The sequence below is a fragment of the Tabrizicola piscis genome (assembly GCF_003940805.1).
Taxonomy (GTDB): Bacteria; Pseudomonadota; Alphaproteobacteria; order Rhodobacterales; family Rhodobacteraceae; genus Tabrizicola; species Tabrizicola piscis.
Window position 1 is genome coordinate 3,378,313 of the sequence record NZ_CP034328.1, and the last position, 20,168, is coordinate 3,398,480.

The following is a 20,168-nucleotide window of genomic DNA, read 5'->3' on the forward strand; positions in this document are numbered from 1 at the left end:
CCATGATCCGGATCGAAAACCTGTCGAAATCCTTCACCCTGCACAATCAGGGCAGCGCGGTGATCCCGGTCATGGCCGGGGCCCACCTTTCCATCCAGCCGGGCGAATGTGTCGGCCTGACCGGGCAGTCCGGGTCTGGCAAATCCACCCTGATGCGCATGGTCTGGGGCAACTACCTTGCCGCCGGGGGCAGCATCATGGTGGGCGGCACCGACGTCGCCACTGCGGAACCCCGCCAGATCATCGCGCTCCGGCGTGACACGCTGGGCTACGTCAGCCAATTCCTGCGCGTCGTCCCCCGTGTGCCGACGCTGGACGTCGTGGCCGAACCGCTCCTTTCCCTCGGCACGCCGCTGGAGGAAGCCCGCGCCCGCGCGGCCAGCCTTCTGCAGCGCCTGAACATCCCCGAACGGCTCTGGCCCCTGTCGCCCACCACCTTCTCGGGCGGCGAACAGCAGCGCGTGAACATCGCGCGCGGCTTTGCGCATGCCTATCCCGCGCTCCTTCTGGACGAACCCACCGCCAGCCTTGATGCGGCCAACCGTGAGGTTGTGCTGACCCTGATCGAAGAGGCCAAGGCCCGTGGTGCTGCCATCCTTGGCATCTTCCACGACGAAGGCGCGCGCGAGCGGGTCTGCGACCGGCTGGTGGATGTGACCGGCTTCACCCCAAAGGCCGCCGCATGATCTTCGCAATCGTCGGCCCCTCTGGCGCAGGCAAGGACACGCTGATCGCCGGTGCGATGGTAGAGCGCCCCGACCTGCGCCTGATCCGCCGCGTCATCACCCGGCCGTCAGCGGCAGGGGGCGAGGATTTTGAGGGCGTGACGGAGGCCGAGTTCAACGAGCGTCTCCTGCACGGCGACTTCGCCCTGCACTGGCAGGCACATGGCCTAAGCTACGGCATCCCCAAGGCGCTACTCCAAGCCCCTGGCGACGTGATCTTCAACGGCAGCCGCGCCGCCTTGCCCGAGGCCGCAAAGGTCTTCCCCGACCTCCGCGTGATCCTGGTCACCGCCCCCGACCACATCCTCGCCGCCCGCCTCGCCGCCCGTGGCCGCGAGAGCGAAGCCGACATATCCCAACGCCTGACCCGCGCCGCGTTCACCCTGCCGGAAGGCATAACTGCGGATACGGTGGTGAATGACGGCGCGCTGGAGACCGGCATCGCCCGGCTTCTGGCAGCGCTTCAGCCGGTCAAGGCATAGCGGTGCAGCAAGTGGAACCCCGCGTCATCTTCCCCGAACAGGCACAGATCCTCGATCAGGAACGGACGCGGCAGCACCGGCGTGAAGTATCTGTCCAGCGCCGCCATCACCGGTGCGACCTCAGCCTCGGGCAGGCGGTCGGTGAGGGTCAGGTGAAACCGGAACTCCTCCATCACATGCGGATAACCCCAGACCTGCAAGAGCGCCCGCTGGCGGCTGGTCAGGCGTTCCGGACGACGCCGCGCGATTTCCGCCTCGGTCAGGGGCGCGCGCAGGGTGTCGGTCCCCTCCACCACCATCGCGCCAAACTCCAGCATCGCCGCCTCGCAGCCGACCGGTGTCAGCGCCAGGAACCCGTGCAGGTTCTCCAGCCGCAACCCCTCGCAACTGACAGGGGCAAGGCGTCTGGCAAGGTCGCCCACTGTCCCCTCGATCCGGCGTTGATCCATACCCTCGGCCGGACGGAACGGCGCGCGCAGCGTGCCGTGAAAGCCATAGCGGCGCGGGTCCCCCGTGATCTCGGCGGCAGGCCGTGGCAATCCGGGCAGGGCGACCCCACCCGACAGCCAGCCCGCAGCCCGGTCGGCGAATTCCCCCGGTCGGGGCGCGAAATAGACAGCGTAGCGTTTCATTTCCATGCCTCGCGGCGTAACGACCCAGTGTCACACGCATGTGACAGGTCTGTGGCAGTCAGCCCCGCCCAAGGCTGGAACTCAAGCCCGACTTCAAGACAGGAAACACCATGACGGAAACCATCCTCGCCAACGCCACACTGGTCCTCGAAGGCGAAGTCCTGCGCGGCAGCCTCCGCCTGGCCGAAGGCCGCATCGCCGACATCACCGAAGGCGGCACCATCCCGGCCGGCGCGGTGGACTGCAACGGTGACCTCGTGATGCCCGGCCTTGTCGAACTCCACACCGACAACCTCGAACGCCATATCGAGCCGCGCCCCAAGGTCGCCTGGCCCCACCAATCCGCCATCGTCGCCCATGACGCCGAGCTTGCCAGCACCGGCATTACCACCGTGTTTGACGCCCTTCGGGTGGGCTCCATCGTCAGCTCGAACAAGACCAACTACGGCGAATATGCCCGTGCGCTGGCCGACGAAATTCTTGACCTCCGCCGCGAGGGCGCGCTGAAGATCAGCCACTTCCTCCACCTCCGGGCCGAGGTTTGCAGCGAAACGCTGGTCGAAGAACTGGCCAAATTCGGCCCCGAGGATCAGATCGGCATCGTCAGCCTGATGGACCACACCCCCGGCCAGCGCCAGTTCCGCGACATCTCCAAGCTCAAGGACTACTACACCGGCAAGTACGGCCTGTCCGAGGCCGACTGGGCCGACCATGTCACCACCCAGAAATCCCTGCGCGACCGGCTGGGCGACGCCCACGAAGCCGCCGTGGTGGTTGAGGCGCGCCGTTATGGCGCCGTCCTTGCCAGCCATGACGACACGACCGCCGAACAGGTCGCCACCAGCGCCCAGCACGGCGTCCACTTCGCCGAATTCCCCACCACGACCGAGGCCGCCGCCGCCTGCCGCACCCACGGCATCAAGGTGATGATGGGCGGCCCGAACCTGATCCGCGGCGGCAGCCATTCCGGCAACGTCGCGGCCAAGGAACTGGCCGAGGCGGGCCTCCTCGACATCCTGTCGTCGGATTACGTCCCGTCCTCCCTGCTTTCCGGCGCGCTGTTCCTCGGCGATCTCTGGGGCGACGTCGCGCGCGGCGTGGCCACCGTCACCACCGCGCCCGCCGCTGCCACCGGGCTTGACGACCGGGGTGCCTTGCGCCCGGGCCTGCGCGCCGACGTGATCCGCGTCGCCCGCGTCGGGCGCGCCGCCGCCCTGCGCGGGGTCTGGGTGGCAGGTCACCGCGTCGGCTGATTGAAGGCCGCCACGCACTCGGCTACACCCCTTGCCATGCGATGGGTGGGGGCAGTGAATGCAAGGCTTTCAGGCGGAACCGAAGCACGACAGCTATGACGTTGTCATCATCGGCGGCGCGATCATGGGGTCTTCCACCGCCTGGTGGCTGACCCGCCTTGGCTTCACCGGCCGCATCCTCGTGCTGGAACGCGACCCGACCTATGCGCAGGCCGGGACCACCCACACCAATTCCTGCATCCGCCAGCAGTTTTCCACCGAGCTCAACATCCGCATCTCGCAGTTTGGGGCCGAGTTCGTGCAGAACCTGCGCCGCCATATGGGCGACGATGACCGGATCCCGCCGCTGAAGATCCAGAACTTCGGCTACATGTATCTGGCCGACAGCCCGGGTTTTGCAGCCGTGCTGCGCGCCAACCAGCATTTGCAGATTGCCCTTGGCGCAGAAACCCGCCTGCTGACCCCGGATCAGATCAAGGCCGAATACCCCTTCTACGCCGTCGACGATCTGACCCTTGGCTCGATCAACACCCGCGACGAAGGCTATTTCGACGGCTCCACCATGTTCGACTGGTTCCGCCGAAAGGCGCGTGAAGCGGGGGTGGAATATGTGGTGGATGAGGCCAAGGCCATGACGCTTGCAGACGGCAAGGTGACCACCGTCACCCTCGCCTCCGGTCGCCAGATCGCCTGCGGCACGGTCGTCAACGCCTCTGGCCCGCGCGGGGCGCGTACGGCTGCCATGGCCGGGATCGACCTGCCCATCGAACCCCGCAAGCGCTTTACCTGGGTCATCCAGGCCGCCACGCCGCTTGACCGGCCCTTGCCCCTGACCATCGACCCGTCGGGTGTCCACATGCGTGAAGTTGGGGGCGGCACCTACATGATCGGCGGTCATGCCGACCACGATCCCGCAGCCGATTTCGACGACTTCGCGATGGACTCGAGTATCTGGGAAGACAAGATCTGGCCCGCCATCGCCACCCGCATCCCCGCGTTCGAAGCGGTGAAGATCATCAGCGAATGGACCGGGCATTACGACTACAACACGCTGGACCAGAACGCCGTGACCGGCCCGCATCCAGACGTGCAGAACTTCCTGTTCCTGAACGGCTTTTCCGGCCACGGCCTGCAACAATCCCCCGCCATGGGGCGCGGCACGGCTGAATGGATCGTCCACGGTCGCTATCAGACCCTTGACCTGTCGCCCTTCCATTATGACCGCATCACCTCCGGTGAGGCCGTGGTGGAAGGCGCGATCATCTGACCTTCTGTCGGTCCCGGTCATCGCGTCAGGAATACCCGCCCTTGCCGCGCGGCTTGGGCACCGGCACAACCGGGCGCTGTGCTGAAAGGAAAGACCATGGCCGTGACCGTCCTTGCCCTGACCACCCTTCACCCCGGCGGCGATGCCGCGCTGCAAACCTATCTCGACGTGGTCGGCCCCTTGATGGAATCTGCCGGCGCGCGTCTGGTCAGCCGCCATGCCGTAGCGCGGGTGCTGGCAGGCGACGGTCCGGCGCGCTACGTCTCGCTGGTCTCCTACCCGTCCGAGGCTGCGGTGCGCGAGGTGTTCGAAAGCCCCGCCTATCTTGCGCTGTCCAGCGTCAAGGCCGCCGCCTTCAGCCATTATGAGGTCAGCTTGCTCGACCGGATGGTCTAGGCGGCGAACACCGCCCCAAGGTCACGAAAGCCCTTCACCTCAATCGGGTTGCCGCTGGGGTCGCGGAAAAACATCGTCCATTGCTCGCCCGGCTGGCCTTCAAAGCGGACGGACGGGGGCAGCACGAAGGCCAGCCCGGCCTGCACCAGCCGGTCTGCCAGCGCCTGCCAGTCCGGCAAGTGCAGCACCAGACCAAGGTGCGGCATCGGAACCATATGATCGCCGACCTTGCCGGTGTTCGTCGTCTGGAACGGCTCGCCCAGATGCAGGCTCAGCTGATGGCCGAAGAAGTTGAAATCGACCCAGGTTTCGGTGCTCCGCCCCTCGGTGCAGCCAAGGACCTCGCCATAAAAGGCGCGGGCGGCGTCAAGGTCGGTGACGTGATAGGCCAGGTGAAACGGGGTCAGCATCGGCGCGGCTCCTTGCGGGCGGGGTTGGCACAGCAATGCACAAGGCCGGGGCCCGCGGCAACGATCATCCCACGTCCGGGGGCGGGCGGAGATTAAATTTCTATGAATCGTCCTGTACAAGCCATTGATTTCCTTATCTCTGACCGCGCGTCCCTGCCTGGGACACTCCCCGTTGCCTCAGGCCCAATCCTCCCCTAACCTCGCCCCCGAAATCAGGGAGGTTCACATGACCGACAGACCAATGGGCTTCGATACCCTTTGCATCCACGCCGCCACCGCCCCCGACCCCGCCACCGGGGCCCGGCAGGTGCCGATCTACCAGACCACCGCCTACGTCTTCCGCGACGCCGACCACGCTGCCAAGCTCTTCAACCTGCAAGAGGTGGGCTATATCTACTCGCGCCTGACCAACCCCACCGTCTCGGCCCTCGCGAACCGGGTTGTGGCGCTGGAAGGCGGGGCGGGCGGGATCGCCTGCTCCTCGGGCCACGCGGCGCAGATCATGGCGCTGTTCCCGATCATGGCGCCGGGGCGCAACGTGGTCGCCTCAACCCGGCTCTACGGCGGGACGATCCAGCAGTTTTCGAACACGATCCGCAAGTTCGGCTGGTCGGCCAAGTTCGTCGATTTCGACGACCCAAAAGCGATCGAGGCTGCCATCGACGGCGACACCCGCGCCCTGTTCTGCGAAACGATCTGCAACCCCGGCGGTGCGATCTCGGACCTTGATGCCATCGCCCGTGTCGCCGACATGGCCGGCATCCCGCTGATCGTCGACAACACCACCGCCAGCCCCTACCTCTGCCGCCCGATCGAACACGGCGCGACGCTGGTCGTCCACTCGGCGACCAAGTACCTGACCGGCAACGGCACCGTCACCGGCGGGATCGTGGTGGATTCGGGCAAGTTCAACTGGTCGGCCTCCGACAAGTTCCCCTCACTGTCCCAGCCCGAGCCTGCCTACCACGGTCTTGTCTTCCACCCGACGCTTGGGAACATGGCCTTCACCTTCCACTCCATCGCCATTGGCCTGCGTGACCTTGGCATGACGATGAACCCGCAAGGCGCGCATTACACCCTGATGGGGATCGAAACGCTGGCCCTGCGGATGCAGCGCCATGTCGAGAATGCGCAGATCGTCGCCGAATGGCTGGAGCAGGACCCTCGGATTGGCAAGGTGACCTATCCCGGCCTCAAATCCTCGGCCTACCATCACCTTGCGCAGAAGATCACGCCCAAGGGCCCCGGCGCGCTGTTTACCTTCAGCGTCAAGGGCGGGTACGAGGCTTGCGTCAAGCTGATCGACAACGTGAAGCTGTTCTCGCATGTGGCAAACCTGGGTGACACGCGCAGCCTGATCATCCATTCCGCATCGACCACGCATCGGCAGCTGTCGGAAGAGGCCCAGATCAAGGCCGGGGCCGCGCCGGATGTGGTGCGGGTGTCGATCGGGATCGAGAATGTCGAGGATATCATCGCCGACCTTGATCAGGCATTGGCCAAGGCCACGGCCTGAACTCAACGATCCCGCGCCTGCCTTCGGGCATCAGCCCTCGGGCGCGGGGTCCAAGGACGGGGCGGGGAACATGCCTTCGGGCAAGGGCGAAAGCCAGCTGACCCGGGCCTGACCGCGGGCAGGGCTGCCCGGTTCCCAGTCCAGCGACAGGCCAAGCACCCGGCAGGCCTGTCCGGCCTCTGGGTCTGCACAAGCCGCCAGCGCAGCGTCGACCAAGGTGGTCAGGGCCGCCGCTGGGGTGTCGGGGATGGGGGCCGCTGGAGCAGGCTCTTCAGTTGCGGCATCCTGCTCTTCGGTCGCCGCCTCGTCGGTAACGGCAGGGCCGCCAAGGTCAATCGTCCGGGTTACGAACACATGCGCCGCAGGATCGGGCAGGTCGGCCACGTCGGGCTTCAGCGTGTAGGCAAGTTCGACCTGGAACCGGGCCGTGCCACGGACAGCGTCAACGCTGCCATCGACGACCCGCGCCGAATGGACTGCGCAATCCTCAGCCAGCAGCGACCGCAGGACGGGGCACAGGTCTTCGGCCAAGGCGGGGGCGCGGATGTCTGCGAAAACCTGCAGGTAGGGCGCGGCGGGCAAAGTCTCACCTTCGGTCAGAAGGTCGGTCAGGGGGGCGGTGCGCACGATCGTGGCAATCCGACCGGGCACAAACCGGTCTTGCGTGACATAGGCGAGGACCGTTTCGCGTGGGACAAGCCCGCCCGTTGCAGTGACCAGCCATGTTTGCTGGGGTGCGGCTACGGGCACGGCGGCGGGGTCTGCTTCCTGCGTGGCCGTTTCGGCGGGAAGGCCCTGCCAGTATTGCCAGCCTGCGGCACCAAAGCCCAAGGCCATCAGCAACAGACCGGTGCCAATCAAAAGCCGCAACATCAGAAGTCCACTCCCTGACGCAGTCCGGCAAGATCGCCGAAGGCAAAGCCTGTGGCAATCGCCCGGACGCGCGCGGCAAAGTCCTGACCTTCGGCCACCTGACCCCTGATCTCGAAGAACTGGTCCTGAGTGGTGCGAATCCGGGCCCCCGCGATGGGCGCATAGGCGGCCATCGGGTTGGTCGCATCCGGCAGGGGGCCGATCACCGACACTGTGCCCTTGTCAAAACCGACCCGGCTTTGCCCGGCCATCACGCCAAAACTGTCACGGAACCAGATGTCATAGGCATCGACCGCCGCGCGAAGTTCGGCAAGCTGGATTTCAGCTTCGTCGCCCGACACGGAGCCATTCTGCATGGTTTGAAAAACCTCATTGCCAGAATTCAGCGCATAGGCGGGCTGGAGGCCGCAGGTGGCCAGACCGTCGTTCAGGATGACCTCGACCGGGACGACCGGATCAAGGTTCGCCACCCCGGCCTGATCGCCGCCCAAGAGGACGACCCGTTCGATCCGGGCACCCGGCGCCAGATGCAGGTTCCAGATCCGGTTGCCGGTACGATTTTCCAGCACAAGGTAGACCGGAGCGCCGGTTTCGGTGATTGCGACGTCATAAGCCTCATAAGCGGGGCCGCTGCCTTCGACGGTCGCGGCTTCGCCGTCGGCGCGGTAGGCGTCAACAAAGGCCTGCACGGCCGAGGCCAGATGCGTGTCGTTGTAGGTGGACATGGCCAGCCGCAAGTCACTTGCCCCCGAAGTGGCATGCCCGACGACCGTGCCGGGCTGCGGCGGGGTCGGGATGCAGCCAAGGATCGGCCGGATCGTGGTGATCTCAGCCGGGATGTCGGCCGAGACCTGGGTCTTGTAGCCGGTGATTGCGTCCGCGATGAACACGGGAAGATTGCCGGAATGTGCGGCGATGGGACCCATCGCCAGCAGCCCGCTTGGCGAATCGTCCAGGAAATCGGCAGGCGTGTCGCCCTTGCGCGACGGTTCAGCGCCAAGGCCTGATCCCGCGTTCAGGGTTTTCAGAAAATCAACCGCCGCTGTCGGCAACACCCCTTCCAGCGCGGTGGGTCGGAGGACCGCCACAGCGATCCCCCCGAACAGGAAGATGCCGATGATCACGACGTTGATCAGACCGCGCATCATTCCAGATCGCTCCCGTTTGTTGAACCGTGGCCGACTGTCTGATTCACAACTGGGGCAAAATCAGGCCGAAACGGCGGAACAGTTAAGGTTTGCGCCAAATTTCAGCAGGTTATTCGACGATCTGATAGAAGATTGTCACGCTGGCGGACAGCCCAACCTCACCCCCGGCGACCGGAACCGGCGCGGCCGAGGCTTCGGCGCGGAACATCGGCGCGGGGTCCGTCGGGACGACCCCCTCGCTGATCGAGATGACGCGACCCAGCTTCACCCCCGCTGCCGCGGCCAGAAGCTCGGCCCGGGCGCGGGCATCGGCGACCGCCTCTTTCCGCGCCTCGTCCAGCGCGGGCTTGGGGTCGGCCAGCCCGAAGGTCAGCCCGTTCAGGGTATTCGCCCCATCCGCCACGGCGGCATCAAGGACCGCGCCCAGCCCGTCAAGCTGACGCAGGCGGATCGTCAGGATGTTTGACGCCACATAGCCCGAAATGGTCGGCCCGCTGACGGAGGAGCTTTCGTAGCCTGTCCAGTTGGGGTTCAGCGACAGGTTCGACGTCTGCATGTCGGGTGCCGCGATCCCGGCAGCCGTCAGACGGGCCATCACCGCGTCAAGCGCGGCGGAGTTCGCGCTCAGCGCCTCGGCGGCGGTTTCGCCTTGGGTCGTCACGCCGATGGACAGGGTGGCGATATCGGGGGCCGCCTCGACCGTGCCGGTGCCGGTGACGGTGATCATCGGCGGCAGGGCGTCGTCCGCAAGGGCGGGCAGGGGCAGGGCAAGGCTGGCGGTCAGCAGCAGGGCTGTGATGGCACGCATGGGAGGTCTCCTTGATTTGGCGTGACTGTTCGGTCTTTACGACGCGCCATGCAAGCCTGTCCTTGGGTCGGGGTGGGCCGTTTTTCTTTCTTTCGGCGAAAAGCTGCTATAGACCTGCGGCAACTGTCCGGGGCACGTTCCCGCGCTTTCACAATTCGTGCTAGACCCGCGTCATGAAACCGACATTCGCACTTGACCTGACCCGCGACACGATCGCCCTTCTGCACCGCACGCCGAAAGGCTGGCTGTCGATCGGCGAAGTCGCTTTCGATGCGCCCGATCTGGATGAGGCGCTGGATTACCTGCGCAAGACGGCGCTTGGCCTGTCTCCGATGGGGATGGCGACCAAGATCATCCTGCCGGCCAGCCAGATTCTTTACACCGAAGTGCACGCCCCCGGCCCCAGCCGGGAGGAGAAGCGCCGCCAGATCGCCGCCGGACTTGAAGGCCGCACCCCCTACGCGGTCGAGGATCTGGTGTTCGACTGGTCCGGCAAGGGGGCCAAGGTCAAGGTCGCCGTCGTCGCGCGTGAAACTCTGGATGAGGCCGAGGGCTTCGCCACCACGCATCGGCTGAACCCGGTGTCTTTTGTTGCCATCCCGGAAGAGGGCACCTTTGTCGGTGAGGCTTGGTTCGGCCCGACCGCCGCCGCCGCCACAATCGTGGCCTCGGGCGAGACGGTAGAGCGTGACCGCGACGCTGTGGTGATCCTGCAGCGCGAAATCCCGCCTGCCGATCCGGCCCCGGCAGAGCCACCGACCCCTGCGGCGGAAGACGTTCACGCAGCCGCAAGTCCTGACAGCGTGGCGCCGGACAGTGTTGTGCCCGAAAGCGCGTTGGCGGATGAACTCCCCGCTGACGATCCGCTTCCCGGTCTGGAAGACGCCCTGAAGGCCGACGTGGCCGAGGACGTCACCGAGACTGTTACCGAACCTGTGGCCCCCAGCATCGAAGCTGCGCCAGAGGCAGCGGCGGAAGACAAGGCCGATCCCGTCGCACAACAGGACATAGACCCTGCTGGCACTATCGGTGCCAAGGATGACGCAGAAGATCTGGAAGCCAGCCTGACTGCCGCCTTGGCGGATACATCCGGCGATGCCACTGCAACCGATATGCGCGCTGCCGACAAGGCGGCCACAAATCCTTCGGACAGGACAGAATCGGACGGACCGAAGGCGCAGCCCACCACGCCGGACGTCGAAGAAGCGCCCTTTGCGCATGTCACGGATACCGCTGCCTTCCCCGATGGCGACGATGACCTGCCTGCCACCGCGTCCCGGGGTGCCAAGGTTGACGCCGGTGACGACGACATTCCCCCGGCCCCACCGTCAGCGGCGATGGTCGCCTTCGCCAGCCGTCGCGCGGCATCCGCATCCGGCATCCCGCGCCCCGTGGATGGGCCGTCACGGTCCGATGCGGCGGGCCTTCCAGCCGGGCTTTCGGCGGGACTTTCTGCCGGTACTTCCGGCGGCGCACCCGCAGGCTCCGCCAAGCTTGGCGCCCCGGCCAGCCGGGTTCCGCCAGCCAAGGGCTTTGCCGGTCTGGTGACCGCGCCGTCGATCCCCGGGACCCGCGCCAAGCCCAAGGTCAAACCGCCGATCTCCGATGGGACCAGAGCGCCCGGTCAACCACCGACCACTGCCCGCTCGCCCGCCCGTCCGGGGGGGACTTTCGGGTCAGCTACCCCGTCTCGCAGTCGGCCCGGCGTGGTGTTCATGGTCCTCGTGGCGCTACTGCTGCTGTGTCTTGCGCTGATCGCGGCCTGGTCGTCCTTCTACCTGACGCGCAACAGCGCTGACACCGATGTCACGACCAATGTCGCGATGGAGGCCGTGCCCGGCGTTGATGACGAGATGCTGGCCGACATGCAGGACCCGGAAGGGATGACCGACCCCCTTCCCGAAGCCGAGGGGGCACCCTTGGCCGGCGGGGATGCCGGTGTTCTTGCTACCGAAAGCCAGGACCTGACCAGCATCGAAGCGGAACCCGCCGCGATCAACCTGGCCGAGGAAGAGGCGACCGACCTGCCCGCAGGCACGCTTGAGGACACTGCGGTCGACCTTGCCGCCGTCGCTGCCGCAGAGGCGCAAGCCGAGAGTGATGTGACGGCGGACGTAGCTCCGGAAGCTGTTGATCTGGCGGCTGTTGAACCAGAGCCAGTTGCCCCGGAAGCCGCGGCTGAACCCGTTGCCGCACCTGTTGAGCCAGCTCCCGGAACGGTGGTCGCGACCGACCTCGCCGTCTCAGCGCCCCCGGTTGAAGATCAGGACGAGATCTTCCTGTCCTCGATGGATGCGCCGCCCCCGGCGCTGGATGCGCTTGCCTTGCCGGTGCCTGTCGCCGTTGCCGATGCAGTGCCCGACGCTGTGATGCCGCCGCCTGCCTTTGGGACGGTCTACCAGTTTGATGCCCAAGGTCTCTTGATGCCGACACCCGATGGCATCCTGTCGCCTGACGGTGTGATGCTCATCGCCGGGCCGCCACCGCTGGTGCCGCCCGCCCGTTCGGAAGCTGCCGCTGCTGCTGCGCTTGCTGCCGCCCCGCCAGCCGCCGAGCCATCCGCTGAACCAGCGCCCGAGGGTGTCGCGGCATCCGCCGCAGATGCGTCCCTCGTGACGGCGGGGGAAACGGCGGGGGAAGTCGCGCCAGAAGGTGTCGTCGCTGAGGAAACGGCGGTAGAGCCTGCGCCTGCAGATCCCGCGATGGCCGGCTTCCGGCCGCGGTCCCGCCCCGAAGGCCTTGTCCCCGCGCCAGAAGACGACGCCAGCCTTGCCGTCGACGCGGCCACGGCTGTTGCAACCGTCCGCCCCCTGCCGCGGCCAGAGAGTGTGCTTGCAGCCGCCTCAGCCTCGCGCCCGGCGGAAACGGCGGGGCTCGCCCCGGCTGACCTTGGTGCACAGGGTGCGTCGCTTGCCGCCCAGGCCGAGGCGCAACTTGCCGCTGCGGCCGCGCTTGAGGCCGAGAACCCTTCGATCGTCGCCATCTCGATGCGCCCGGCGGCCCGCCCCAATGATCTGAGCCGCGCGGTCGAGGCTGCCGTCGCCGCCGCAGTCCGCGCACCCGAACCGGAAGCCGAGGTGATCGAAGTCGCCGCAGCACCGCCGCCGGACCTGAAGCCGGAAGAGATCGACGAGCTTGACGAGCCGGAGGTCGCGACCGCCGCGCCGTCGATCCCGACCCGCGCCAGCGTGGCGAAGCAGGCGACTTTTGCCAATGCGATCAACCTGTCGAAGCTTAACCTGATCGGCACCTATGGCACCGATTCGCGGCGCTATGCGCTGGTCCGGCAGTCGAACGGGCGCTACAAGAAGGTGAAGGTTGGCGACAGGATCGATGGCGGAACCGTCAAGGCTATCACCGAAACGGAAGTGCGGTATCAAAAGGGCGGCAAGCTGATTGCGCTGAAGATGCCGAAGGCCTGAGTGGAAGGGTGTCCCGGGCAGGGACACCACATAGAATTCAATGCTTGCAAGGGCTTGCGACCACGCGTTCAGGAACGCTTAACCATCAACCGCCTGCAGCCACCCCGGCCTCGGCGAAGGTGGCCATGCCGGAATGGCAGGCCACCGCGCCTTGCAGCACCCCGATCGCCAGCGCCGCACCCGAGCCTTCGCCAAGCCTTAGGCCCAGCGACAAGAGCGGCTCTTTCCCCAGTCTTTCAAGCAGCCGACCATGCGCGCCTTCGGCGCTGAGGTGACCTGCAACGCAGTGATCCAGCGCGCCGGGGGTGGCAACCTCGAGCACGGCGGCGGCGGCGCATGCGATGAAGCCGTCAAGGATCACCGGCACCCGGGCCATGCGCGCGCCAAGGATTGCCCCAGCCATGGCCGCGATTTCACGCCCTCCAAGGCAGCGCAGGACTTGCAGCGGGTCTGACAGCACAGCCGCATGGCGCGCAAGGCCTGCGGCCACTGCCGCCTCTTTGCGCGCAAGGCCAGCGTCATCCACGCCGGTTCCGCGCCCGGCCCAGCCGGTGCCGCCGTAAAGCGCCGCAGCCAGCGCCGCTGCAACGGTGGTGTTGCCGATCCCCATTTCCCCGGCGACGAAGAGATGTGCCGTGGGATCGACGGCTTCAAAGCCTTTGCGCAGGACGGCGACAACCTCGGCCTCGGACATCGCGGGCTGTTCGGTGAAATCAGCGGTGGGGCGGTCAAGGTCCAGCGCATGAACGTCCAGCTTGGCGCCAAAGGCCTTGGCCAGCTGATTGATCGCCGCCCCGCCATGGGCGAAGTTGGCGACCATCTGCACCGTCACCTCGGCCGGGAAGGCCGACACGCCGCGCGCGGTAACGCCGTGATTTCCGGCGAAGATCACGATCTGCGGCTGGTCGGCACGGGGTTTGTCAGTGCCCTGCCATCCTGCCATCCAGATGGCCAGAGCCTCCATCCGGCCAAGCGCGCCGGGGGGTTTGGTCAACTGGCCGTTCCGCGCCGTTGCCGCCGCGATGGCCGTGGCGTCCGGGGCAGGCATCCGGCCCAGAAGGTCGCGAAATTCGGCGAGGGTCTGGAACGGCATGGCGGTCTCTCCCGGTTGATCCTTGACGCAGTTGGGGCTACCCCAGAGCCTTGTTGAACGCCAGCCGGGATCAGCCGCTTTGCCCACCCTTCGCGACATCGGACCACAGTTGCTGCCAGACCTGTGGTCGGCCTTCGCGCTGCTGACGCGGCTGCCGGTGCCGGATCATAGCCCGCGCGGCGCGGCATCGGCCTGGGCCTGGCCTGTGGTAGGGGCGGTGCTTGGGGCGTTGGCGGCAGGGTTTGCCGGTGTGACGCTGTGGCTTGGGCTGACGCCGGGGGTCGTGGCGGCAGGGGTGCTGGGCCTTGCGGCGCTGATGACCGGCGGGCTGCATGAGGATGGCCTGTCTGACACGGCAGACGGGCTGTTTGGCGGCTGGACGAAGGAACGGCGGCTGGAGATCATGAAGGACAGCCGGGTGGGCAGCTACGGCGTGCTGGCGCTGGTGCTGGTTACTCTGGCGCGCTGGTCGGCGCTGACCACGGTATTGGCGGCAGGCGGCCTTTGGGGGCTGATCGCGGTCGGTGCGCTTAGCCGGGCGCCGATGGGGTTGGTGATGTCGGCGCTGCCCAATGCGCGCGGGGGCGGGCTGAGCCATGCGACCGGTCGGCCAAGTGCCGCGATTGCGCTGGCCGGGGCAGGGGTGGCGCTGATCATCGCCTTCCTTTTCGCAGGTTGGGTCGCGCTGCCGATGCTGGCGCTGGCCGCGCTGGCGGTGGGATTGCTCGCCCGGTCCGCGCAACGCCGGATCGGCGGACAGACCGGCGATATCCTTGGGGCAACGCAGCAGCTGGCCGAGGCCGCCTGTCTGGCCGTGCTGGCGGCCTACGCAGCCTGACCCTGCCCGGATGCACAACGCCGCCCTCTGGCCTTTGGGGGCGGGCCGCTATAAATGCTGTGCCGAAGCCTTTGGGAACCCGCGCCATGACCGATTTTTCGGATGCCATCTCCTCGACCGATGAAATCATCGAAGACGCCCGCAACGGGCGGATGTTCATTCTTGTCGATCATGAGGATCGGGAGAACGAAGGGGATCTGGTGATCCCCGCGCAGATGTGCACCCCGTCGGCGATCAACTTCATGGCGATGCATGGGCGGGGGCTGATCTGCCTTGCGCTGCCGGGGTCGCGGATTGACGCGCTGGGCCTGCCGTTGATGAGCCCGAAGAACTCCAGCCGCCATGAGACGGCGTTCACCCTGTCGATCGAGGCGCGCGAAGGGGTGACGACGGGGATTTCGGCGGCGGACCGGGCGCGGACAGTCTCGGTCGCCATCGACCCGACGAAGGGCGCGGCGGACATTGCGACGCCGGGGCATATCTTCCCGCTGCGGGCGCGTGAGGGCGGCGTGCTGGTGCGCGCGGGCCATACCGAGGCGGCGGTGGACGTCAGCCGTCTGGCCGGGCTGAACCCGTCGGGCGTGATCTGCGAGATCATGAATGATGACGGCAGCATGGCGCGTTTGCCGGACCTGATCGGCTTTGCGCAGCGCCATGGGCTGAAGATCGGGACGATTTCCGACCTGATCGCCTATCGGCGCCGGCATGACAATCTGATCACCGAAAAGGCTGTGAAATCCGTGGCTTCCACCCATGGCGGTGACTGGCTGATGCGGGTTTTCGCGGATGAAACCCATGGCGACGAGCATATCGTGCTGTCCAAGGGCGACCTTGCGGCACCGGGGCCGGTTCTGGTGCGGGTCCATGCGCTGAACCCGCTTGAGGATGTGCTGGGCGTGGGCGGCGGGGGCGAGTTGCCTGCCGCCATGCGCCTGATCGCGGCGGATGGGCGGGGGGTGGTTGTGCTGCTTCGCGATACCACGATGAAGATGGTGACGCCCGGCGAACACTCGCCCCAGACCTTGCGGCAGTATGGGTTGGGCGCGCAGATCCTGTCGTCGCTGGGGTTGTCATCGATCACGCTGGTGACGAATTCCAAGGCCCCCCGGTTCGTGGGGCTGGACGCCTATGGGCTGACCATCGCGGGCACCTGCCCGATCAAGGAGTGATCCATGGCCACCGCTGAAGTCCATTACACCCTGCCGCTGCCGACCTTCGACAAGCCGGTGAAACTGCTGATCGTGGTGGCGCCCTACTACAAGGACATCGCCGACAATCTGGTGGCCGGGGCACGGTCCGTGGGGGCCGCCTGCGGGGCCGAGGTTGATCTGGTCGAAGTGCCGGGCGCTTTGGAGATCCCGTCGGCCATCGCTTTGGCCGAACGGCTGGCCGATTATGACGGCTATGTCGCGCTTGGCTGCGTGATCCGGGGCGAGACCACGCATTACGACACGGTCTGCAATGATTCGAGCCGGGCGATCAGCCTTTTGGGCCTGCAGGGCGCCTGTATCGGCAACGGCATCCTGACGGTGGAAAACCGCGCTCAGGCCGAGGTGCGGGCCGACCCGGCCGGGCAGAACAAAGGTGGCGGTGCCGCAGCGGCCGCCTTGCACCTGATCGCGCTTTCGCGCACATGGGCCGGGAAGACCAAGGGGATCGGCTTTCGTCCATGACCACCGCCAAACGTGACCAGAAACGCCAGATGAAATCCGCCGCCCGGCTTTACGCGGTGCAGGCGCTGTTCCAGATGGAAACCTCGGGCCAGACGGTCGAGGCCGTGACGCGTGAGTTCGAGACCCACCGCTTTGGCGCGACCTATGAGGAAGGCGAGTTTGCCGAAGGCGACGTGGACCATTTCCGCGCCGTAGTCGGGGGCGCGGTCAACTGGCAGGCCAAGATCGACCAGATGACCGACCGCGCGCTGGTCGCCGCCTGGCCGATTGACCGGATTGACCCGGTGCTGCGCGCCCTGTTCCGCGCGGCGGGGGCCGAGATCGTGGACACGGCGACCCCGCCCAAGGTGGCGATCACCGAATATGTCGATGTGGCCAAGGCCTTCTTCCCGGATGGGAAGGAACCCAAGTTCGTCAACGCCGTCCTTGACCATATGGCGCGTGAGGCCAAGCCCGAGGCGTTCTGATGCGTCCAATGGTCATCTGCCCTTGAAAGGAGTTGCCCATGCGTCGTCGTCTGTCCCTTGCACTCGCCCTTTCGCTGGTTCCCGCCCTCGTGTCCGCCCAAGATCAAGCCCCCAAGATCACCGGCATAGACTGGCAGTTGCTGGCCATCGACGGCCAGATGACCGATGGCCCCGCCACCCTGCGGGTTGAGGAGGATGGCACCCTGTCCGGGGCCGCCCCCTGCAACCGCTGGTCTGCGATGAACACGGCCACGCTGCCCACCCTGACGCTAAGCCCCATCCGCGCGACGCGCATGGCCTGCGACCGGCTTGCCGATGAGCAGGTGTTCTTTGACGCGCTGGCCGCGATGACGGCGATTGCGCCCGACGGGGAGCGCAACCTTGTCCTGACCGGACCAGAGGGGCGCAGCATGGAATTTGTCATCGAACGGACCGTCTGCAAGACCTGCAAGACGGACGGCTGAAACAACTGAAAATGCTTGCTTTCAGGGCCTTTACCAACGGCACCTGACACTCCATATGGGCTGCGAAGCCGATATGGGATCATGATGTTCAGCCGTACAGCCATTGCCAGTTTTCTTGACCGCCCGCAGGTCGCGCGGTTCCTGATCGCGGTCATCCTGCTCAACGCCGTCACACTGGGGTTGGAGACGTTTCCTGCCGTGATGGACCGGGCGGGCGGGTTGATCCTGACCATTGACCGGATCTGCCTGTCGATCTTTGTGGCCGAACTCTTGGCGCGGCTTTATGCGCTGGGGCTGCGGTTCTTCCGGTCGGGCTGGAACATCTTTGACTTCGTGATCGTCGGCATCTCTCTGCTGCCTGCGACCGGTGGCTTTTCGGTCTTGCGCGCCTTGCGCATCCTGCGGGTGTTGCGGGTGGTGTCGGTCACGCCGTCCTTGCGCCGGGTGGTGGACGGGCTGGGCCGCGCATTGCCGGGCATGGGGTCGGTCTTCCTGCTGATCCTTTTGATCTATTACATCGCCGCCGTGATCGCGACGAAACTGTTCGCCTCCAGCTTTCCCGAATGGTTCGGGTCGCTTGGCGCCAGCGCCTATTCGCTGTTCCAGATCATGACGCTGGAAAGCTGGTCGATGGGCATCGTCCGACCGGTGATGGACGTTTATCCCTACGCCTGGGCCTTCTTTGTGCCCTTCATCCTGATGACGACCTTTGCGGTGATGAACTTGATCGTCGGTCTGATCGTGAATTCGATGCAGGAAGCGGCCAGCGAGGATGAGCGCGCGGTGACCGAGGTTTTCGAGGCCAAGGTGCTGGCGCGGCTGGATGAGATCGAGCGGAAGATCGACCGGAAGCCCTAGCCCCGGTTCGCGTCGTAAAGTGCTGCGGCCCGGTCGAAGAAGCGTTTTCGCACAGAGGGGCTTTCCATCATGATCTCGTGTTCCGCACCGGGGTACAGGTCAAGCTGGCCGTTGGACCAGCCGGCCATGCGCAGATGAACCGGGGCCACGTCGACCACCTTTTCCGCCGTCCCCAGCGCGCAGATCGCTGGGATATCGGGGGCGGGCAGGGCGGCAAGGGCGGCACATTCCTTCAAGGCGGCGCGCAACCAGGCCAGCGACGGCCCACCAAGGCCAAGGGCTGGCACCTCTCTGACCTGATCGCGCATGTAGGCCCACATATCGCGGTCGGTGGTCAGGACGTTGCCCTCGAACGGCACTTGCAGCAGATAGTTGTCCGGCCCGGTGGTGGGCGCATAGCGGTGGGCAAGCCGGGTGGGCGCGGCAAGGGCCGTGACCATCTGCGCCACCGGGCGCAGCCATGCGGCCATCGAGATGCCCCACATCGGCGCGGAAAACACCGCCGCCTTGACCGGCACCCCGCGTTGCAGGGCGCGCAGGCCGATGCAGCCGCCCATCGAATGGGCCATCATGAACCAAGGCTTCGGCAGGCCCGCCGTTTCGGCAGCCTGCAGCATGGCATCAAGGTCTTGCTGGTATTCGGCGAAGGTGCCGACATGGCCTGCCATCCGGTCGGGCAGGGCGCGGTCGGCAAGGCCCTGACCACGCCAGTCGATGGTGATGACCGAATAGCCGCGCGCCACAAGATCACCCGCCGCGCGGCCGTATTTTTCGATACACTCCGTCCGGCCGGGCAGCAGAAGCACTGTGCCCTTTTCCCCTTGGTGCCACCACGCCACGCGGATGCGCATCGCGCCTGGCTTCAGCCAGCGGCAGACAACGCCGGGGGGCGCGTCGGCCAGATCGTGATGGAAGGGGGCGTCCGTCACCCCAGAACCGAGCCCAGCTTCAGGGCCATGCCCATGTTGCCATCGACTGCCAGCTTGCCGGTCATGAAGGCCGAGGTCGGGTTCATGTCACCGTCCAGAATCGCCCGGAACACATCGGCATCGGCGGTCAGGGTCACATCCGCCTCATCGTCGCCGGCGCGCACGCCGGTGGCGTCCATCATGATGGCCCCTTCGCCGGGGATGACGAACTTGGCCACGCCATCGAAGCTGCCCGAAAGTTTGGCGCTCAGGGCCTTGACGGCGTGATCTATCATGTCGCTCATAAGTCTCTCCTTCGTGACCCTGCGGGCTCTGGCAATTCGCCGTGGATCGGCTACTTTGTGGATATGAGCCTTGGTACCCGCATTCTCAACAGTATCGTAGCGGCACTTTTGCCGCTTTTCCTGACTTGTGCCATGGCTTCGGCGCTGGATGTTGAAAAGCTTGACGGGCTTTTCACCCGGCTGCAGTCGGCCGGGGCGGATGAGGCGGCGCGGATCGAGCGGGAAATCTGGATCGAATGGTCGAAATCCGGGTCTCCGGCGATGGATCTCTTGCTGCAGCGGGGGCGCGACGCGATGTCCTTGGGTGACTACAAGACAGCCGTTGAGCATTTCACCGCCATCATCGACCATTCGCCCGAGTTTGCCGAGGCGTGGAATGCCCGCGCCACGGCCTATTACAACAGCGGCGACTATGGGCCTTCGGTGGCCGATATCGCGCAGGTGCTGGTGCTGAATCCACGCCATTTCGGGGCGCTGTCGGGCTTTGGTGCGATTCTTGAGGAAACCGGCAAAACGGATCAGGCGCTTGAAGTGTACCGGGCCGCGCTGGCCGTGCATCCGCACCTTCAGGGCGTGCTCGACGCCGTCTCGCGTCTTGAAACCCAGGCCGAGGGCCAGGAGCTTTAATCC

22 protein-coding genes are annotated in these 20,168 nt (G+C 66.2%); 14 read left to right on the top strand and 8 right to left on the bottom strand.

Translation table 11 applies throughout. From position 1 onward, the window contains the following. The first annotated feature begins 2 nt into the window (after nt 1–2). On the top strand, nt 3–686 hold the full coding sequence (phnL, locus tag EI545_RS16425) for a phosphonate C-P lyase system protein PhnL (RefSeq protein ID WP_125326461.1): 684 nt from the start codon (nt 3–5) through the stop codon (nt 684–686). After that, nucleotides 683–1,207 (top strand): phosphonate metabolism protein/1,5-bisphosphokinase (PRPP-forming) PhnN, encoded by a 525-nt coding sequence (phnN, locus tag EI545_RS16430; protein ID WP_125326462.1) that lies wholly within the window; start codon nt 683–685, stop codon nt 1,205–1,207. The genes phnL and phnN overlap by 4 nt, the downstream gene beginning before the upstream one ends. On the opposite strand, the gene EI545_RS16435 is transcribed toward phnN, so the two are convergent. Further along, the gene (locus EI545_RS16435; protein WP_342776552.1) at nt 1,189–1,839 is read right to left on the bottom strand and encodes a DUF1045 domain-containing protein; all 651 of its coding nucleotides are present in this window, start codon (nt 1,837–1,839) and stop codon (nt 1,189–1,191) included. The genes phnN and EI545_RS16435 overlap by 19 nt on opposite strands. Nucleotides 1,840–1,949: 110 nt before the next feature. Between EI545_RS16435 and EI545_RS16440 the strand changes: the two genes are divergently transcribed. From EI545_RS16440 to EI545_RS16450, 3 genes are all read left to right on the top strand, one after another. Then, complete coding sequence (locus EI545_RS16440) at nt 1,950–3,092, top strand: alpha-D-ribose 1-methylphosphonate 5-triphosphate diphosphatase (protein WP_125326464.1); 1,143 nt, start codon at nt 1,950–1,952, stop codon at nt 3,090–3,092. Between the two features lie 58 nt (nt 3,093–3,150). After that, nucleotides 3,151–4,359: an NAD(P)/FAD-dependent oxidoreductase gene (locus EI545_RS16445; protein WP_125326465.1), complete on the top strand. Its 1,209-nt coding sequence runs from the start codon at nt 3,151–3,153 to the stop codon at nt 4,357–4,359. Nucleotides 4,360–4,455: 96 nt separating this feature from the next. Beyond that, the gene (locus EI545_RS16450) at nt 4,456–4,755 is read left to right on the top strand and encodes a DUF1330 domain-containing protein (RefSeq protein WP_125326466.1); all 300 of its coding nucleotides are present in this window, start codon (nt 4,456–4,458) and stop codon (nt 4,753–4,755) included. On the opposite strand, the gene EI545_RS16455 is transcribed toward EI545_RS16450, so the two are convergent. Then, nucleotides 4,752–5,165, bottom strand: a complete 414-nt coding sequence (locus EI545_RS16455) for a VOC family protein (RefSeq protein ID WP_125326467.1) — start codon at nt 5,163–5,165, stop codon at nt 4,752–4,754. The genes EI545_RS16450 and EI545_RS16455 overlap by 4 nt on opposite strands. 226 nt (nt 5,166–5,391) lie before the next feature. Between EI545_RS16455 and EI545_RS16460 the strand changes: the two genes are divergently transcribed. Then, nucleotides 5,392–6,681, top strand: coding sequence for an O-acetylhomoserine aminocarboxypropyltransferase/cysteine synthase family protein (locus EI545_RS16460; RefSeq protein WP_125326468.1), 1,290 nt, complete (start codon nt 5,392–5,394; stop codon nt 6,679–6,681). 30 nt (nt 6,682–6,711) lie between these two features. Here EI545_RS16460 and EI545_RS16465 read toward each other — a convergent pair whose 3' ends face one another. The 3 genes from EI545_RS16465 to EI545_RS16475 all read right to left on the bottom strand — a co-directional run bounded on the left by EI545_RS16465 (nt 6,712) and on the right by EI545_RS16475 (nt 9,510). Continuing rightward, nucleotides 6,712–7,554 (bottom strand): hypothetical protein, encoded by an 843-nt coding sequence (locus EI545_RS16465; RefSeq protein ID WP_125326469.1) that lies wholly within the window; start codon nt 7,552–7,554, stop codon nt 6,712–6,714. Beyond that, the gene (locus tag EI545_RS16470) at nt 7,554–8,702 is read right to left on the bottom strand and encodes a hypothetical protein (protein ID WP_125326470.1); all 1,149 of its coding nucleotides are present in this window, start codon (nt 8,700–8,702) and stop codon (nt 7,554–7,556) included. Before EI545_RS16470 ends, EI545_RS16465 begins: the two co-directional genes overlap by 1 nt. A gap of 109 nt (nt 8,703–8,811) precedes the next feature. Next, on the bottom strand, nt 8,812–9,510 hold the full coding sequence (locus EI545_RS16475; RefSeq protein WP_125326471.1) for an SIMPL domain-containing protein: 699 nt from the start codon (nt 9,508–9,510) through the stop codon (nt 8,812–8,814). A 173-nt stretch (nt 9,511–9,683) separates the two neighbouring features. On the opposite strand from EI545_RS16475, the gene EI545_RS16480 reads away from it, so the two are divergent. Further along, on the top strand, nt 9,684–12,932 hold the full coding sequence (locus EI545_RS16480) for a hypothetical protein (protein WP_125326472.1): 3,249 nt from the start codon (nt 9,684–9,686) through the stop codon (nt 12,930–12,932). A gap of 85 nt (nt 12,933–13,017) precedes the next feature. Here the strand turns inward: EI545_RS16480 and cobT are convergent, their stop codons facing one another. Then, entirely contained in the window at nt 13,018–14,025 is a 1,008-nt protein-coding gene (cobT, locus tag EI545_RS16485) for a nicotinate-nucleotide--dimethylbenzimidazole phosphoribosyltransferase (protein WP_125326473.1), read from the bottom strand. A gap of 79 nt (nt 14,026–14,104) precedes the next feature. Between cobT and cobS the strand changes: the two genes are divergently transcribed. From cobS to EI545_RS16515, 6 genes are all read left to right on the top strand, one after another. Beyond that, entirely contained in the window at nt 14,105–14,863 is a 759-nt protein-coding gene (gene cobS / locus EI545_RS16490) for an adenosylcobinamide-GDP ribazoletransferase (protein ID WP_245990134.1), read from the top strand. A gap of 86 nt (nt 14,864–14,949) precedes the next feature. Beyond that, entirely contained in the window at nt 14,950–16,032 is a 1,083-nt protein-coding gene (gene ribB / locus EI545_RS16495; RefSeq protein WP_125326474.1) for a 3,4-dihydroxy-2-butanone-4-phosphate synthase, read from the top strand. 3 nt (nt 16,033–16,035) lie between these two features. Next, nucleotides 16,036–16,536 carry a 6,7-dimethyl-8-ribityllumazine synthase gene (locus EI545_RS16500; protein ID WP_125326475.1) on the top strand — a complete coding sequence of 167 codons (501 nt, stop codon included), beginning with the start codon at nt 16,036–16,038 and terminating at the stop codon, nt 16,534–16,536. Next, complete coding sequence (gene nusB / locus EI545_RS16505) at nt 16,533–17,003, top strand: transcription antitermination factor NusB (protein WP_245990135.1); 471 nt, start codon at nt 16,533–16,535, stop codon at nt 17,001–17,003. The genes EI545_RS16500 and nusB overlap by 4 nt, the downstream gene beginning before the upstream one ends. Nucleotides 17,004–17,041: 38 nt before the next feature. Then, on the top strand, nt 17,042–17,467 hold the full coding sequence (locus tag EI545_RS16510) for an META domain-containing protein (RefSeq protein WP_125326476.1): 426 nt from the start codon (nt 17,042–17,044) through the stop codon (nt 17,465–17,467). An 84-nt stretch (nt 17,468–17,551) separates the two neighbouring features. After that, nucleotides 17,552–18,325, top strand: a complete 774-nt coding sequence (locus tag EI545_RS16515; protein ID WP_125327635.1) for an ion transporter — start codon at nt 17,552–17,554, stop codon at nt 18,323–18,325. On the opposite strand, the gene EI545_RS16520 is transcribed toward EI545_RS16515, so the two are convergent. Then, the gene (locus EI545_RS16520; RefSeq protein WP_245990137.1) at nt 18,322–19,254 is read right to left on the bottom strand and encodes an alpha/beta fold hydrolase; all 933 of its coding nucleotides are present in this window, start codon (nt 19,252–19,254) and stop codon (nt 18,322–18,324) included. The two genes, EI545_RS16515 and EI545_RS16520, sit on opposite strands and share 4 nt — an antisense overlap. After that, nucleotides 19,251–19,538, bottom strand: a complete 288-nt coding sequence (locus EI545_RS16525; protein WP_125326477.1) for an SCP2 sterol-binding domain-containing protein — start codon at nt 19,536–19,538, stop codon at nt 19,251–19,253. Before EI545_RS16525 ends, EI545_RS16520 begins: the two co-directional genes overlap by 4 nt. 63 nt (nt 19,539–19,601) lie before the next feature. On the opposite strand from EI545_RS16525, the gene EI545_RS16530 reads away from it, so the two are divergent. Next, nucleotides 19,602–20,165 (top strand): tetratricopeptide repeat protein, encoded by a 564-nt coding sequence (locus EI545_RS16530; protein ID WP_125326478.1) that lies wholly within the window; start codon nt 19,602–19,604, stop codon nt 20,163–20,165. Nucleotides 20,166–20,168: the final 3 nt, after the last annotated feature.

Bases quoted from the DNA above. Each gene is read 5' to 3' on its own strand.
- EI545_RS16480 (WP_125326472.1), top strand. From the start codon at position 9,684: ATGAAACCGACATTCGCACTTGACCTGACCCGCGACACGATCGCCCTT.
- ribB (WP_125326474.1), top strand. From the start codon at position 14,950: ATGACCGATTTTTCGGATGCCATCTCCTCGACCGATGAAATCATCGAA.
- cobT (WP_125326473.1), bottom strand. From the start codon at position 14,025: ATGCCGTTCCAGACCCTCGCCGAATTTCGCGACCTTCTGGGCCGGATG.
- EI545_RS16510 (WP_125326476.1), top strand. From the start codon at position 17,042: ATGCGTCGTCGTCTGTCCCTTGCACTCGCCCTTTCGCTGGTTCCCGCC.
- EI545_RS16445 (WP_125326465.1), top strand. From the start codon at position 3,151: ATGCAAGGCTTTCAGGCGGAACCGAAGCACGACAGCTATGACGTTGTC.
- EI545_RS16470 (WP_125326470.1), bottom strand. From the start codon at position 8,702: ATGATGCGCGGTCTGATCAACGTCGTGATCATCGGCATCTTCCTGTTC.
- EI545_RS16465 (WP_125326469.1), bottom strand. From the start codon at position 7,554: ATGTTGCGGCTTTTGATTGGCACCGGTCTGTTGCTGATGGCCTTGGGC.
- EI545_RS16475 (WP_125326471.1), bottom strand. From the start codon at position 9,510: ATGCGTGCCATCACAGCCCTGCTGCTGACCGCCAGCCTTGCCCTGCCC.
- EI545_RS16460 (WP_125326468.1), top strand. From the start codon at position 5,392: ATGACCGACAGACCAATGGGCTTCGATACCCTTTGCATCCACGCCGCC.
- EI545_RS16435 (WP_342776552.1), bottom strand. From the start codon at position 1,839: ATGAAACGCTACGCTGTCTATTTCGCGCCCCGACCGGGGGAATTCGCC.
- EI545_RS16450 (WP_125326466.1), top strand. From the start codon at position 4,456: ATGGCCGTGACCGTCCTTGCCCTGACCACCCTTCACCCCGGCGGCGAT.
- EI545_RS16515 (WP_125327635.1), top strand. From the start codon at position 17,552: ATGTTCAGCCGTACAGCCATTGCCAGTTTTCTTGACCGCCCGCAGGTC.
- EI545_RS16440 (WP_125326464.1), top strand. From the start codon at position 1,950: ATGACGGAAACCATCCTCGCCAACGCCACACTGGTCCTCGAAGGCGAA.
- EI545_RS16455 (WP_125326467.1), bottom strand. From the start codon at position 5,165: ATGCTGACCCCGTTTCACCTGGCCTATCACGTCACCGACCTTGACGCC.
- phnN (WP_125326462.1), top strand. From the start codon at position 683: ATGATCTTCGCAATCGTCGGCCCCTCTGGCGCAGGCAAGGACACGCTG.
- nusB (WP_245990135.1), top strand. From the start codon at position 16,533: ATGACCACCGCCAAACGTGACCAGAAACGCCAGATGAAATCCGCCGCC.
- EI545_RS16525 (WP_125326477.1), bottom strand. From the start codon at position 19,538: ATGAGCGACATGATAGATCACGCCGTCAAGGCCCTGAGCGCCAAACTT.
- EI545_RS16500 (WP_125326475.1), top strand. From the start codon at position 16,036: ATGGCCACCGCTGAAGTCCATTACACCCTGCCGCTGCCGACCTTCGAC.
- phnL (WP_125326461.1), top strand. From the start codon at position 3: ATGATCCGGATCGAAAACCTGTCGAAATCCTTCACCCTGCACAATCAG.
- EI545_RS16530 (WP_125326478.1), top strand. From the start codon at position 19,602: ATGAGCCTTGGTACCCGCATTCTCAACAGTATCGTAGCGGCACTTTTG.